Source organism: Micromonospora sp. NPDC049051, assembly GCF_043197575.1.
GTDB lineage: Bacteria > Actinomycetota > Actinomycetes > Mycobacteriales > Micromonosporaceae > Micromonospora.
This window is the reverse complement of record NZ_JBICTL010000004.1, coordinates 372319-385156: the sequence shown is the minus strand read 5'-3', so window position 1 is coordinate 385156 and position 12838 is coordinate 372319. Positions and strand designations below refer to the sequence as shown.

Below are 12838 nucleotides of genomic sequence, written 5' to 3'. Positions count from 1 at the left end.
GCATGCGGGTCACCGTCTTCACCGAGCCGCACCGGGGCGCCAGCTACGACGACCAGCTCCGCTTCGCCCGGCTGGCCGAGGACGGCGGCTTCGAGGGGTTCCTGCGCGCCGACCACTACCAGGCGATGGGGGACGAGCCCGCCCTGCCCGGCCCCACCGACGCCTGGCTGACGCTGGCCGCGCTGGCCCGCGAGACCAGCAGGATCCGGCTCGGCACCCTGGTCACCTCCGCCACCTTCCGGCTGCCCGGCCCGCTGGCCGTGATGGTCGCCCAGGTGGACCAGATGAGCGGCGGCCGGGTCGACCTCGGCATCGGCGCCGGCTGGTACGAGCGCGAGCACACCTCCTACGGCATCCCGTTCCCCGGCGTCGGCGAGCGATTCGACCGGCTCGCCGAGCAACTGGAGATCCTCACCGGACTGTGGCGCACGCCCCCGGGCGAGACGTACAGCTTCACCGGCGACCACTACCGGCTGGTGGACGCCCCCGCCCTGCCGAAGCCGGTGCAGGTGCCCGGCCCGCCGGTCATCGTGGGCGGGCGCGGCCCGAAGCGCACCCCCGACCTCGCCGCCCGCTACGCCGACGAGTTCAACCTGCCGTTCAAGACCGTCGCGGAGACCGCCGCCGCGTACGAGCGGGTGCGGGAGGCCTGCGACCGGGCCGGCCGGGCCGAGTCGGGACGCGCCCCGCTCACCCTCTCCGCCGGGATCGTCGTGGCGATCGGCCGCACCGACGCCGAGGCGCACCGCCGTGCCGCACCGCTGCACACCAAGAGCGCGCTGCCGCCGGAGGACACGGTGGTCGGCTCGCCCGCGCAGCTCGTGGACCGCATCGGCGAGTTCGCCGCCATCGGCGCCACCCGCGTACACCTGCGGCTGACCGACCTCGCCGACCTCGACCACCTGGAGCTCATCGCCGCCGAGGTGCTCCCCCGACTGGACGGAATCCGATGACCGACACACACCTCGAACTCGGCCCGGTGGGCCAGGAGATCGTGTACGAGAACGACCGGGTCCGGGTCTGGCACATCCGGCTGGAGCCGGGCGAGCGCCAGCCGCTGCACCGGCACGACCACCCGTACCTCGTGGTGGCGATCCAGGGGGCGAAGAACGTCGTGCAGACGATCGACGGCACCCTCATCGACGCCGACGAGCCGACGGGCGGGGTGGTCTACCGGGATCCGGGCGCCGTGCACATGCTGACCAACGTGGGCGACACGACGTACCTGGCCCGGCTGGTCGAATTGAAGTAACCCGCTGGCCGGCGGGTCGCCCCCGGCTCGCGGCGCGCCGGTGGCGGGCTGGTCAACAGGTGCGTAACGTGCCGGACATGGCCTTTCGGACCTGGGGCAGACTGCTGCTCACCGCGCTCGGGGTGAGCCTGCTGGCCGGGGCCGGTCAGCTCGGCATCGCCTTCGGCTTCGGCATCGTCCGGCTCACCGGCACCTTCACCGGCGCCACCATCAACCAGTGGCCGGCCCAGCTCGTCTGGGCGGGCTGGTTCGCCGCGAACGCCGCCGTGGTGGGCGCGGTGCTGACCGAACGCCTGGCCCGCCGGGACGGAGGGCTGGCCGGCACCGGGCAGCTGCTCGCCGTCGCCGGAGGCGCCGCGCTCGGGGCCACCGTCGTCGCGCCGCTCTGCATGCAGCCCGCACGGGCCGCCGAACTCGTCTCCGTGGACCCCGTCTGGGCCGTCGGCATCTGCGCGGTACTCGGTGCGCTGGCTGGTGCCGGCGCCGCCATCGCCGTACTGCTCCGACCGCCGGTGGGATGGAACATGGCGGCGGTCGCGTGCGTGGTCTGGCTGCTGGCCCTGGTCTCGGTGGCGCCGTCGCTGTTCTCGACCGGGCCGCTGGACACCGTACGGCTGGGGGTGCTGGAGCCGGCGTCGCTCGACGCCGACGCGGCGCAGCGGCTGGCCCTGGTGGTCCTGCCGCTGGTGGCGCTGCTGGCCGGCGCGGCCACCGGCGCGGTGTCCCGGTGGCACGGCCACCCGCCGCTGGTCAGCGGCGCGACGGGCGTGGCGGGACCGGTGCTGGTCGCGTTCGCCTACCTGACCGCGGGACCGGGCGACAACGTCGACCGCTACCAGCTCATGCCGTACTACGCGGCGCTGCTCGCCGTGGCCACCGGTGCGCTCGGAGCGGCCGCCGCCGCGCTGCTGCGCTGGCCGCTCGGCACGCACACCGCCCCCACCGGGGCCATCGAGCCCACCGACATCCTGCGTCCACTGCCCGCCGGTCCGGACCTGCCGCAGGCGTCCGCGTCCGCCCGTGGGGACGAGCCGGAGACGGTCGACCTGGCCGGCGCCGATCTGGCCGGCGACCAGGCTGGCGGCGGCCTGGTCGCCGCCAACGGGCCTCGTGCTGACCTGATCGCCGCCGACGGGCCTCGTGCTGACGTGGTCGCCGGCCGGGCCGGCGGTACGGGCTCCGGGTCGGGCACCGCCACCGGCGGCGACGTCCCCGCGCCCCGGGCCGTCCCGCCGCACTGGGACTGGCCCGCCGACGGAGGAACCGCCCCCGCTCCCGCCGGAGCCCGGACGGGCGCGGATGCGCGGCGGACGTCCGCCACACCGGTCGACAACCCACCCGCGACCGACAACGCAACCGCAGCCGACCGCCCGCTCACGCCGCAGCCCGCCCGCGCGCGGGACGACGCCGAGCGCGCCCCGTCCGCCCCGAGTGCGCCCGGCTCGACCGCCTCGCCGGCCCCGGCAAGTCGGTCATCGTCACTGCCGACCCCCACCGCCGCAGCGGCGCCGCCGGCGACCGAAGCACCGGGAGCCGAGGACCGACCGGCCGAGGGACCGACGTCCGCAGCGCCGCCCGCCGAGGGACCGACGTCCGCCGCGCAGCCTGCCGAAGGACCGATGCCCGCCGAGGGACCCACACCCGCCGCGCAGCCGGCCAAGGGACCGGCGTTCGTTGCGCAGCCGGCCGAGGGACCGACGTCCGCAGGTCGGCCGGTGCAGGCTGGTGCCGAACAGCAGGCCGCCCCGAGCGCACCCAAGCCCCGCCGTACCCGCAAGCCCCGGTCGCCGCGCCAGCCCGCCGCCGCGACACCGGGAGGTACGGACCCGACGCCCGTAGCCGCGGAGGGCCCCGTGACCGCGGCGCCCCCGCCGGTCGCTACGCCCCCGCCGGACGCTGTGACACCGCCGGTAGCTGCGCCTCCGCCGGTAGCTGCGGCCCCGCCGACGTCCCCGGACGCCGCCGCGCCCTCCGCCGCCACCGCACCACAGCCCGCGCCGGTCGACGCCTCGTCGTCCACGACTTCGCCGCACACGTCGCCGGCAGGTGCCGCCTCCGCGCCCGAGTCGACGTCGGTCGATTCCCCCGCAACGACCGCCGCCGCAGCCGGAACGACCGCCGCGAACAGCACGGCGGCTCCCGGGCCCGTCACCGTGCCCCCAGCCGCACCGGCGCAGCCGTCCCCGTCCCGGCCCCGGCCCGGAACCACCACTACGGCGGCGCAACCGACCACGGAGCACGCGTCCGAGCCGACGCCCCGGCCCGAGACCGAAGCCACCACCGGGAGGACCGAACCGACCACGGCGCATTCGCCCGAGTCGACGCCCCGGCCCCGTCATCGGGCGCCGATTCCCGACCTGGCCCGCGCCGCGAGCTGGGAGGCGCTCGCCACCGCACGCCGGGGCGGCCCCGCTTCAACGTCCGCCGACGCCGTACCGGAGAACGCCGCCGAGGCGAAGACACCGGCCGGGTCCACCTCGTCCGCCGCGCCCGAACAGCCCACCGGCCGAGGCCGGGGGCGGCTGGGCCTGTTCCGCCGCAACCGGGCCCGCATCGAGGACGCTCCGGCCGACCGCGAATCCGAACCGCTGCCGGCGCAGGACGAGGAGTACGTGGACTGGGTCACCGGCCTGAGCAAGCCGGTTCCGGACAACGAGCCGGAGCAGGAGACCGGCCGACGGTCGTTGCGCTCCACCGGCCGCCACCACCGCGACTGAAGGGGCGCCCTCCACGTGCCCTTGGGACGCGCCGTCCCCGCTGGTCAGGCGGACCAGCCGAAGTGGTCGAGGGGTCCGCGTCCGGCGCCCAGCTCCCAGTCCCGCGCGCCGGTCAGCGCGCGCAGGACGTACTCCTTGGCGGCGGCGACGGCCGTCGGCACCGGGTCGCCGAGGGCCAGCCGGACGGCGATCGCCGCCGAGAACGAGCACCCGGTGCCGTGGTTGTGCCGGGTGTCGACCCGGGGCGCGCGGAGCAGGGTGGTGACGCCGCCGCCGTGCAGCACGTCGATCGCCTCGCCGTCGGCGTCCACGTCGCCGCCCGTCACCACCACGTGCGGCGGGCCGCCGGCCGCGAGGGCCTCGGCGGCGGCGACCATCTCCTCGACCGTGGTCACCGGGCGTCCGGTGATGGCTGCAGCCTCCGCGCAGTTCGGCGTCGCCACCTGCGCGTACGGCAACAGCCGCTCGACGGCGGCGACCACGCCCAGCCGGTGCCCGCTGGTGGCGACGAGCACCGGGTCGACGACGAGGTGCGGCAGCCGGCCGTCCTTCGCGGCGTCGGCCACCGCCTCGGCGACCGCCGGGGTGCCGAGCATGCCCGTCTTGGCGGCACGGACGGTGAAGTCGGCGAGTACGCTGTCGAGCTGCTCGGTGACCGTTCGCGGCGGCAAGGGCAGCACGGCGTCGACGCCCCGCGTGTTCTGGGCGGTGACCGCAGTGAGCACACTGGTGCCGTACGCGCCGAGGGCCGCGAAGACCTTCAGGTCGGCCTGGATCCCGGCACCGGCGCCCGAGTCGGAGCCGGCGATGGTGAGCACGGTCGTCGGGGTCATCGTTCCTCTTCCGTGATGGCGGACGGACGCTCGGGCCGGGCCTGCACGACCGTGGCGCTTGAGGGCTCCGGCCAACCGTCTTCACTCCGAATCTCGGGCCGGGCGTGGACGGTCGTGGCGCTTGAGGGCTGCGGCCGACCGTGCCCACTCCGGGCGGTCAGGCTTGATCCCTCCGTGGGCACGGTCGGCCGCAGCCCCGTCGTGGAGACCTCCGCGCGTGCCCACTGGCCGCGAGGCTGCGGTGGGACCGCCGACCGGAAGGCGGCGGTGAGCGTGGCGGCGTCCCCGGTCGGGTCGTCGGCGCGCATGATCGCGCCGAGCACCGCCACGCCGACGGCTCCCGCCTCGACGCAGGCGACCACCTGCTCCGGGCTCTGCACTCCGCCCAACGCGAGGACCGGAACAGGGCTGGCCCCGATCAGCTCGCTCAGCCCGTCGGCGCGCAGTGGCGGGCCGTAGCCTGGTTTGGTCCGGCTGGGAAAGACCGGTGACAGGGTGGCGTAATCCTCGGTGGTCAGTCGGGCCAGTTCGGCGCGGCTGTGGCAGGAGCGGCCGACGAGGCCCAGGGACGGCGGCGGGTACGGCCCCGCAGACGGCAGGTGCACCGCGTCCCCGCCGAGCGGGTCGGGGCCGGCGACGACCAGCGTGCCGCCCGCGTCGGCGAGGACCGCGCGCAGGTCGACGGCGAGCGCGGCGCGCTCGGCACGGGGCAGGTCCTTCTCCCGCAGCACCACCCATCGCACTCCCCCGGCCACCGCCCCCGCCACGACCTCCGCCAATGGCCGCCGAGCCTGCCTCCGGTCGGTAAGCAACACGACGCCGACCGGACCGCCCGAGATCCCCGGACGATCCGAAATCGCCGGACCGTCCGAGATCTTGGTAGGACATGGCCCCTCGAAGGGCCGTTTCCTACCAAGATCTGCCGGGGTCGAAGCCGGAGCCAGCGGCGGGGCTGGGAACAGGGCCGGGGACGGGGGTGGGCTGGTGGGGATGGGGCGGGTCACAGGTCCGGCCGTCCCTCGTCCGGAGTGGAGGCGAGCGCGTGGAAGCGGCGAGCGATCCGCCCCGCCCCGTACGCGAGCCGGCCGGCCTCGACCGCGTACCGCATCGCGGTGGCCATCGCCACCGGGTCGGCGGCCCGGGTGACCGCGCTGGCGAGCAGCACCGCGTCGCAGCCCAACTCCATGGCCAGCGCGGCGTCGGACGCGGTGCCGATGCCGGCGTCCAGGATCACCGGCACGTCGACGCCCTGCCGGATCAGCCGGATGTGGTGGGGATTCGACACGCCCAGGCCGGAGCCGATCGGCGCGCCCGCCGGCATCACCGCGGCACAGCCGACGTCGGCCAGCCGGCGTGCCAGGATCGGGTCGTCCGACGTGTACGGCAACACCACGAACCCGTCGGCGACGAGTTCCTCGGCGGCGCGCAGCAGTTCCACCCCGTCGGGCAGCAGCGTGCGCTCGTCGCCGATCACCTCCAGCTTCACCCAGTCCGTGCCGAACGCCTCCCGCGCCAGGTGCGCCACCTTGACCGCCTCGCCCGCCGTGTAGCAGCCGGCGGTGTTCGGCAGCAGCCGTACGCCGCAGCGGTCCAGCAGGTCCAGCAGCCCGCCGGCGGTGCCCGGGGCGGTGTCGACCCGGCGCAGGGCCAGGGTGACCAGTTCGGTGCCGGAGGCCCGGATCGCGTCCTCCAGCACACGCAGGTTGGCCGCGCCGCCGGTACCGAGGATCAGCCGGGACGTGAAGCTCACGCCGCCCAGGTCGAAGCTCACCGCGTCACCCGCCCTGCGCGGCGCTGAGCACCTCGACGCGGTCGCCGTCACGCAGCACGGTCGCCGGCCAGCCGGCACGCGGCACGACCTCCCCGTTGACCGCGACGGCGAGCCCACGCTGCTGGTCGGTGACCACCCGGACCAGGTCCGCCACGGTCGACCCGCCGGGCAGGCTGCGCCCCGTGCCGTTCACCGTCAGTTCCACGTGTGCTCCTCCTCGGGTACGGCCGGTCCGGCACCGGACCGGCTCTCGACGGCCGGGACGACAGGCCCGGCGACGACCCCCGGCCCGCCGGAAGGCGCCCGACCGACGCTGACGGCCGGGCCAGGCAAGGCGGCCGGACCGGGAGCGGCGGCCGGACCAGAGACAGCGGCCGGACCGGGCAAGGCGGCCGCGTCGGGGGCGGGTTCGGCGGGCTCGGGCGGCGCGAACCGGGCCGGGGTGAAGGGGGCGAGCAGCGGGTCCGCCGTCCCCGTGACGACCAGGTCGGCGATCAGGTCGGCGGTGACCGGCGTGAGCACGATGCCGTGCCGGTGGTGTCCGGTCGCGGCGAGCACGCCGGGCCGGCCCGGCAGCGGACCGAGGATCGGGGCGTTGTCGGGGGTGCCGGGGCGCAGGCCGGCGGCCGTCTCCACCAGGTCGTACTCGGCCAACTCGGGCAGCAGGTCGACGGCCGCGCGGAGCAGCCGCAGCACCGCCCCGGCGGAGACGTCGGTGTCGGCGCGCTCCTCGACGGTCGCGCCCACCACCACCTCCCCGTCCGCGCGGGGCACGAGATAGACGGGCTCGCCGTCGGCGTACCCCCGGATGACGTGCCGGAAGCCCGGCGCACCGCCGCCGGGCGCGCGGAGCCGGACCACCTGCCCCTTCACCGGTCGCACGGGCAGCCCCGTCAGGGCCGCCGCCCCGCAACCGGCCGCGACCACCGTGACCCGCGCGTCCACGTCGGACAGGGCGCGCACGACGGCGGGGACCAGCGTGGCGCCGGCCCGCTCGGCGGCCGCGCGCAGCGCCGGCACCAGCCGCCGCGGGTCGACCTGGTGGTCGGTGGCGGCGAGCGCGCCGCCGCGCACCCGGGGTGCCAGCGCCGGCTCGCGGTCCCGCAGCGCCGACGGGCGCAGCGGCGTCACCGGCAGTCCGATCCCCTGCTGGTACGCCCACAGCCGGCGCGCCTCGGCCAGGTCGTCGGCGGTCAGCCCGACCATCAGCGTGCCCTCGGTGCGGTAGCCGACGTCGACGCCGGTGGCGGCGGTCAGCTCGGCGGCGAAGGCGGGCCAGCGGGCGGCGGAGGCGGTCAGCAGCCCGGTCAGCTCGCGCTCGCCGAAGTACGCCTCGGCGACCGGGGCGAGCATCCCGGCGGCGACGTGGGACGCGCCGGTGCCCGGGGCGGGGTCGTGCACGACGACCCGCAGTCCGCGCTGCGCGCAGCGCCAGGCGATCGCCAGCCCGACCGGTCCCGCCCCCACCACGGCGACGTCCGGCCGGCTCAGCACCCCAGCGCTCCCAGCAGTTCCGCCGTCGCCCGCCCCGGATCCGCCGCCCCGGAGAGCGCCCCGACCACCGCCACCCCGTACGCCCCGGCGGCCAGCAGCGCGGGCACGTCGGCGGCGGTCACCCCGCCGATCGCGACGACCGGCACGTCCACGGCGGTGGCGACGGCGCTAACCCCCGCCGGGCCGATCGGTGCCGGCAGCCCCGACTTGGTGCTGGTGGCGTGGCAGGGGCCCACGCCCAGGTAGCTGGCCCCGGCGGCGACCGCCTCGGCGGCCGTCGCCGGCTCGCGGGCGGTGGCGCCGAGCACGGCCATCGGGCCGAGCACCCGGCGGGCCGCCGCGACCGGCAGGTCCTCCGCGCCGACGTGCCCACCGGCGGCACCCACCGCCAGCGCCACGTGCAGCCGGTCGTTCACGAGACAGGTGGCGCCGTATCGTGCGCAGAGCGCCACGACCCGGCAGGCCAGGTCGTACGCCTCCCGGTCGGTGGCGTCGTCGGTCATCCGGACCTGCACGACGAGTTCCGCGCGGGCCACCGGTAGGGCGGCCCGCAGCACGGCCAGCGGATCCCGCCCGGGTCGGGTGTCGGTGATGAGATGCAGTCGCCCGAGGGACGGCACGGCAACACTCCTCCCTGCGCCGGCATTACCCGGATCAGGTTCGACGGTCGGGGGCTGGCAGCCCCCCTCTCAGCCCGGTCCACCGGGCTCCCGTGGGTCACTTGCGGCTGTCACCGTACGACGGATCGCCGGATCCGCCAAGGTCGGAGCGCGGATCTCACACCGACAACCCGATCCCGGCGAGTGGGGCGGCGGGCGAGCACCTCGTCACGCCACGCTGTCCCGATGCCCTCAGCCGCCCGCGTACCGCCCGGCCTAGCCTTCCTGCCGTTCCGCGCCAGCGCCGCCGTCGCCGACGGACTCCTGACCCGCGCCATGCTGCGCGGGCCGTCCTGGCAACGCCTGCTACCCGATGTGTACGTGCATCGGGACGCGCTGCTCGCGCCAGATCATCGGCTCTGGTGCGATGCGGTGGCCCTGCTCCTGCCCTCCGGCGCCGCGATCGCCGGAAGGAGTGCCGCGTACCTCTGGGGCGTCGACCTGCTGGCCCGGGACGCGCCGGTCACCGTACTGGTACCACGCGCCGCGCGAATGCGACCCCATCCTCGTCTTCGGGTGACCCGATCCGTGGTGCCGGGTTCCGACCGCACGCGCTTCGGCGGCCTGCCCGTCACCACTGCCCTACGCACCGCCTTCGACCTGGGCCGCCAGGCCCCTCGGGACGAGGCTCTGGTCGCCGTGGACGCGTTGCTGCACCGCCGGGTGGTGAAGCTCGCCGCACTGCGCGCGTACGCCGACGCGCGGCACGGATGGCCCGGCCTGCCTCTGCTGCGGGAGATCCTGGCGCTGGCGGAGCCGCTGGCCGAGTCCCCGATGGAGACCCGTCTCCGGCTGCTCCTGCTCGACGCCGGGCTGCCCCCGCCCACACCGCAGCACGACGTGCTCGACGCCCGGGGACGGTTCGTCGGCCGGGTCGACCTGGCCTGGCCGGCCCTGCGCGTCGCGGTCGAGTACGACGGCGACCACCACCGGGAACGCGTCCACTTCCGGCAGGACGTCGCCCGGCTGAACGCGCTACGCGCGGCCGGCTGGATCGTCCTGCGCTTCACCGCCGACGACGTGCTCCGGAACCGAAACCGGACGGTACGCCTCGTCACGGCCGCCCTCCGCGAACGCGCCGACGAGTGGAACGCCAGGTCGGTCAACCGCCCCGGTGACAGCCGTGGCGTTCCACCGCCGGCAGATGTCCACACCGGCAGAGTGCCGTTACGCCCACCGCCGCCGCACACCCTCAACATCGACCAACTCGAACGGCAGTCATGACGGAGCCGACGGGAACGGGTGGAACACCAGGGCTGTCTCCCGGGGCGGGAAAGGTCCCTGATGTTCCACCCGTGGAAGCACCGCCTCCCGCCCGGGCACGGGCGGGGTGGGCGCGGGCGGCGGGCGCGGCAGCCAGCGCGGGTGGGTCAGAGGATGGCGCGCAGGGCGGCGAGGTCCTCGTCGGTGGGCTGCCAGGTGCCGGCCTCCGCGTTGGCGCGTACCTGCTCGGGCGTGGTGGCGCCGGCGATCACCGAGGTCACCGCCGGCTGCCCGGCCAGCCCGCCGATCGCCACCTGGAGCATCGACAGCCCCCGCTCGGCGGCGTACGCCTCGATGGCCTCGATCGTGTCCCAGTCGGCGGCGGCGAGGCGTTCGGCGTACCGGCCGCCACCGGCGAGGCGGCTGCCGGCGGGCGGGGCCTGGTCGCGCTTGTACTTGCCGGTGAGCAGCCCGTTGGCCAGCGGGAAGAACGGCAGCAGCCCGAGGCCGAACCGCTCGCACGCCGGCACCACCTCGGTCTCGACGGAGCGCTCCAGCAGGCTGTAGTGGTTCTGGGCGCTGATGAACCGGGACCGGCCGTTCGACGACGCCACCCAGTCGGCGTCGGCGATCTGCCAGCCGGCGAAGTTGGAGTTGCCCAGGTAGCGAACCTTGCCGGCGCGGACGAGGTCGTCGAGCGCGGCCAGGGTCTCGTCGATCGGGGTGCCCGGGTCGGGCTCGTGCATCTGGTACAGGTCGATGTGGTCGGTGCCGAGCCGACGCAGCGACGCCTCGACCGCCCGGGCGATGTAACGGCGCGCGCCCCGGGCGCCGAAGTCGGGACCGTTCATGCCGTGCATGTCCATCCCGAACTTGGTGGCCACCACCACGTCGTCGCGCCGGCCCTTGAGCGCCTGGCCCAGCAGTTCCTCGGAGCCGCCCTGGGGCTCGCCGTAGATGTCGGCGGTGTCGAAGAAGGTGATCCCCGCGTCGAGCGCGGCGTCGACCACCGCCCGGGTGCCGTCGAGGTCGAGCTTGCGGCCGAAGTTGTTGCAGCCGATGCCGACCACGGACACCACGAGCCCGGAGTCGCCCAACCGGCGGTAGGTCATCTCAGTCACGTGATCCACCCTATGCCCGCCGCCCGGGACACGCCGCCGACAGTGCGAAGGCGGTCGCCAGGTCGGCGGGGCTCACGCCACGTCCCAGACCGGTTCCGGGGTCTCCACCACCTCGTTGTCGCCCCGGAACAGCACGAACCGGTCGAAGGTCCGGGTGAACCAGCGATCGTGGGTCACCGCCACGACGGTTCCTTCGAACGCGGTCAGCCCGGCCTCCAGCGCCTCCGCCGACGCCAGGTCGAGGTTGTCGGTGGGCTCGTCGAGCAGCAGCAGCGTCGCGCCGGACAGCTCCAGCAGCAGCACCAGGAAGCGTGCCTGCTGACCGCCGGAGAGGGTGCCGAAGCGCTGGTCGCCCTGCGCCGCCAGCTCGTACCGGCTCAGTGCCGCCATCGCCGCGTGCCGGTCCATGCCGGCCCGGTGCTCGTCGCCCCGCCAGAGGATCTCGACGAGGGTCTTCGCCATCAGCTCCGGCCGGTCGTGGGTCTGCGAGAAGTGCCCGGGGCGTACCCGCGCGCCGAGCCGGGCCACCCCGTCGTGGGCCACCGGCGCGAGCGCGGCGGCGCCGTCGACCGGGCCGTTGGCGGGGTCGGGATCGGTGCCGCCCCGGGCCAGCAGCCGCAGGAAGTGCGACTTGCCGGTGCCGTTTGCGCCGAGCACCGCGACGCGGTCGCCGTACCAGATCTCCAGGTCGAACGGGTAGGTCAGGCCGTCGAGCTCCAGCTGCTCGCAGATGACCGCGCGCTTGCCGGTCCGCCCGCCGGTCAGCCGCATCCGGATGTCCTGGTCCTTCGGCGGTACGGGCGGCGGCCCGGCCTCCTCGAACTTGCGCAGCCGGGTCTGCGCGGCCTGGTAGCGCGACGCCAACCCGTCGTTGTACGCGGCCTTCTGCTTGTACATCAGCATCAGCTCGCGCAGTTTCTGGTGTTCCTCGTCCCAGCGCCGGCGCAGCTCGTCGAGGCGGGCGTGCCGGGCCACCCGGGCGGAGTGCCAGCTCGCGAAGCCGCCCGGGTGTACCCAGGCGCTGCCGCCCTCCACGGCCACCACCCGGTCGGCGGTGTGGGCGAGCAGTTCCCGGTCGTGCGAGACGTAGAGCACCGACTTGCCGGACTCGCGCAGCCGCCCCTCCAGCCAACGTTTGCCGGGCACGTCGAGGAAGTTGTCCGGCTCGTCGAGGAGCAGCACCTCGTCGGGGCCGCGCAGCAGCAGTTCGAGGGCGAAGCGCTTCTGCTGCCCGCCGGAGAGGGTGCGGACTGCCCGGTCCCGGGCACCGTCCCAGGGCAGCCCGAGCACGGTGGTGGCGACCGTGTCGAAGAGCACCTCGGCGTCGTACCCGCCGACCTCGCCCCAGGCCGCGAGCGCGTCCGCGTACGCCAGCTGGGCCTTGCCGGCGGCGGTGCTGTACTTGCCGCGGATCTCGGCGGCGCGCATGGCCTGCTCGGTCTCGGCCAGGCGGCGGCCGGCGTCGCGCAGCGCCGGCGGGGCGAGCGACAGCGCGAGGTCGGCCAGCGTGGACTCGTCGCCGATCATGCCGATGAACTGGCGCATCACGCCCAGCCCGCCGGTACGCGCGATCGCGCCGGTCTGCACCGGCAGGTCGCCGGCGACCATCCGCAGCAGCGTCGTCTTGCCGGCGCCGTTGGGCCCGATCAGGGCGACCTTGGCGCCCTCCCCGACCCGGAACGACACGTCGGAGAAGAGTTCCCGACCGTCGGGCAGGATGTGCCCGACCGCTGCCACGTCCACGTATCCCACGTCGGCATCCTGCCTGAGCGCGGGCCGGGCGGCCCA

At 75.6% G+C, this 12838-nt stretch carries 11 protein-coding genes, 1 pseudogene and 1 riboswitch; of the genes and pseudogenes, 4 read left to right on the top strand and 8 right to left on the bottom strand.

All coding sequences use genetic code 11. The features are described from left to right. Positions 1-2 precede the first annotated feature (2 nt). From ACGFIR_RS18595 to ACGFIR_RS18585, 3 genes are all read left to right on the top strand, one after another. Positions 3-953, top strand: coding sequence for an LLM class F420-dependent oxidoreductase (locus ACGFIR_RS18595; protein WP_392999396.1), 951 nt, complete (start codon positions 3-5; stop codon positions 951-953). After that, positions 950-1252: a cupin gene (locus ACGFIR_RS18590; protein WP_392998457.1), complete on the top strand. Its 303-nt coding sequence runs from the start codon at positions 950-952 to the stop codon at positions 1250-1252. The genes ACGFIR_RS18595 and ACGFIR_RS18590 overlap by 4 nt, the downstream gene beginning before the upstream one ends. A gap of 77 nt (positions 1253-1329) precedes the next feature. Further along, positions 1330-3969, top strand: a complete 2640-nt coding sequence (locus ACGFIR_RS18585; RefSeq protein ID WP_393146179.1) for a hypothetical protein — start codon at positions 1330-1332, stop codon at positions 3967-3969. 44 nt (positions 3970-4013) lie between these two features. Here ACGFIR_RS18585 and thiD read toward each other — a convergent pair whose 3' ends face one another. The 6 genes and pseudogenes from thiD to thiE form a co-directional block, all read right to left on the bottom strand. Next, positions 4014-4802 carry a bifunctional hydroxymethylpyrimidine kinase/phosphomethylpyrimidine kinase gene (gene thiD, locus ACGFIR_RS18580; RefSeq protein ID WP_392998453.1) on the bottom strand — a complete coding sequence of 263 codons (789 nt, stop codon included), beginning with the start codon at positions 4800-4802 and terminating at the stop codon, positions 4014-4016. Between the two features lie 257 nt (positions 4803-5059). Then, a pseudogene (locus ACGFIR_RS18575) lies at positions 5060-5641 on the bottom strand (thiamine phosphate synthase); the annotation flags it as partial. A gap of 161 nt (positions 5642-5802) precedes the next feature. After that, the gene (locus tag ACGFIR_RS18570) at positions 5803-6573 is read right to left on the bottom strand and encodes a thiazole synthase (protein WP_393146177.1); all 771 of its coding nucleotides are present in this window, start codon (positions 6571-6573) and stop codon (positions 5803-5805) included. 4 nt (positions 6574-6577) lie between these two features. Then, the gene (thiS, locus tag ACGFIR_RS18565; protein WP_392998449.1) at positions 6578-6778 is read right to left on the bottom strand and encodes a sulfur carrier protein ThiS; all 201 of its coding nucleotides are present in this window, start codon (positions 6776-6778) and stop codon (positions 6578-6580) included. Beyond that, positions 6769-8067, bottom strand: coding sequence for a glycine oxidase ThiO (gene thiO, locus ACGFIR_RS18560; RefSeq protein ID WP_393146175.1), 1299 nt, complete (start codon positions 8065-8067; stop codon positions 6769-6771). The genes thiS and thiO overlap by 10 nt, the downstream gene beginning before the upstream one ends. Then, positions 8061-8687 carry a thiamine phosphate synthase gene (gene thiE, locus ACGFIR_RS18555; protein ID WP_393146173.1) on the bottom strand — a complete coding sequence of 209 codons (627 nt, stop codon included), beginning with the start codon at positions 8685-8687 and terminating at the stop codon, positions 8061-8063. Before thiE ends, thiO begins: the two co-directional genes overlap by 7 nt. Beyond that, positions 8682-8790: riboswitch (TPP riboswitch) on the bottom strand. Its footprint overlaps the gene before it by 6 nt. A 122-nt stretch (positions 8791-8912) precedes the next feature. On the opposite strand from thiE, the gene ACGFIR_RS18550 reads away from it, so the two are divergent. Further along, the gene (locus ACGFIR_RS18550; RefSeq protein WP_393146171.1) at positions 8913-9950 is read left to right on the top strand and encodes a DUF559 domain-containing protein; all 1038 of its coding nucleotides are present in this window, start codon (positions 8913-8915) and stop codon (positions 9948-9950) included. Between the two features lie 146 nt (positions 9951-10096). Here the strand turns inward: ACGFIR_RS18550 and ACGFIR_RS18545 are convergent, their stop codons facing one another. Both ACGFIR_RS18545 and ACGFIR_RS18540 read right to left on the bottom strand, forming a co-directional pair. Beyond that, positions 10097-11059 (bottom strand): aldo/keto reductase, encoded by a 963-nt coding sequence (locus tag ACGFIR_RS18545; protein ID WP_393146169.1) that lies wholly within the window; start codon positions 11057-11059, stop codon positions 10097-10099. A 63-nt stretch (positions 11060-11122) separates the two neighbouring features. After that, the gene (locus ACGFIR_RS18540) at positions 11123-12802 is read right to left on the bottom strand and encodes an ABC-F family ATP-binding cassette domain-containing protein (RefSeq protein WP_393146167.1); all 1680 of its coding nucleotides are present in this window, start codon (positions 12800-12802) and stop codon (positions 11123-11125) included. Positions 12803-12838 lie beyond the last annotated feature (36 nt).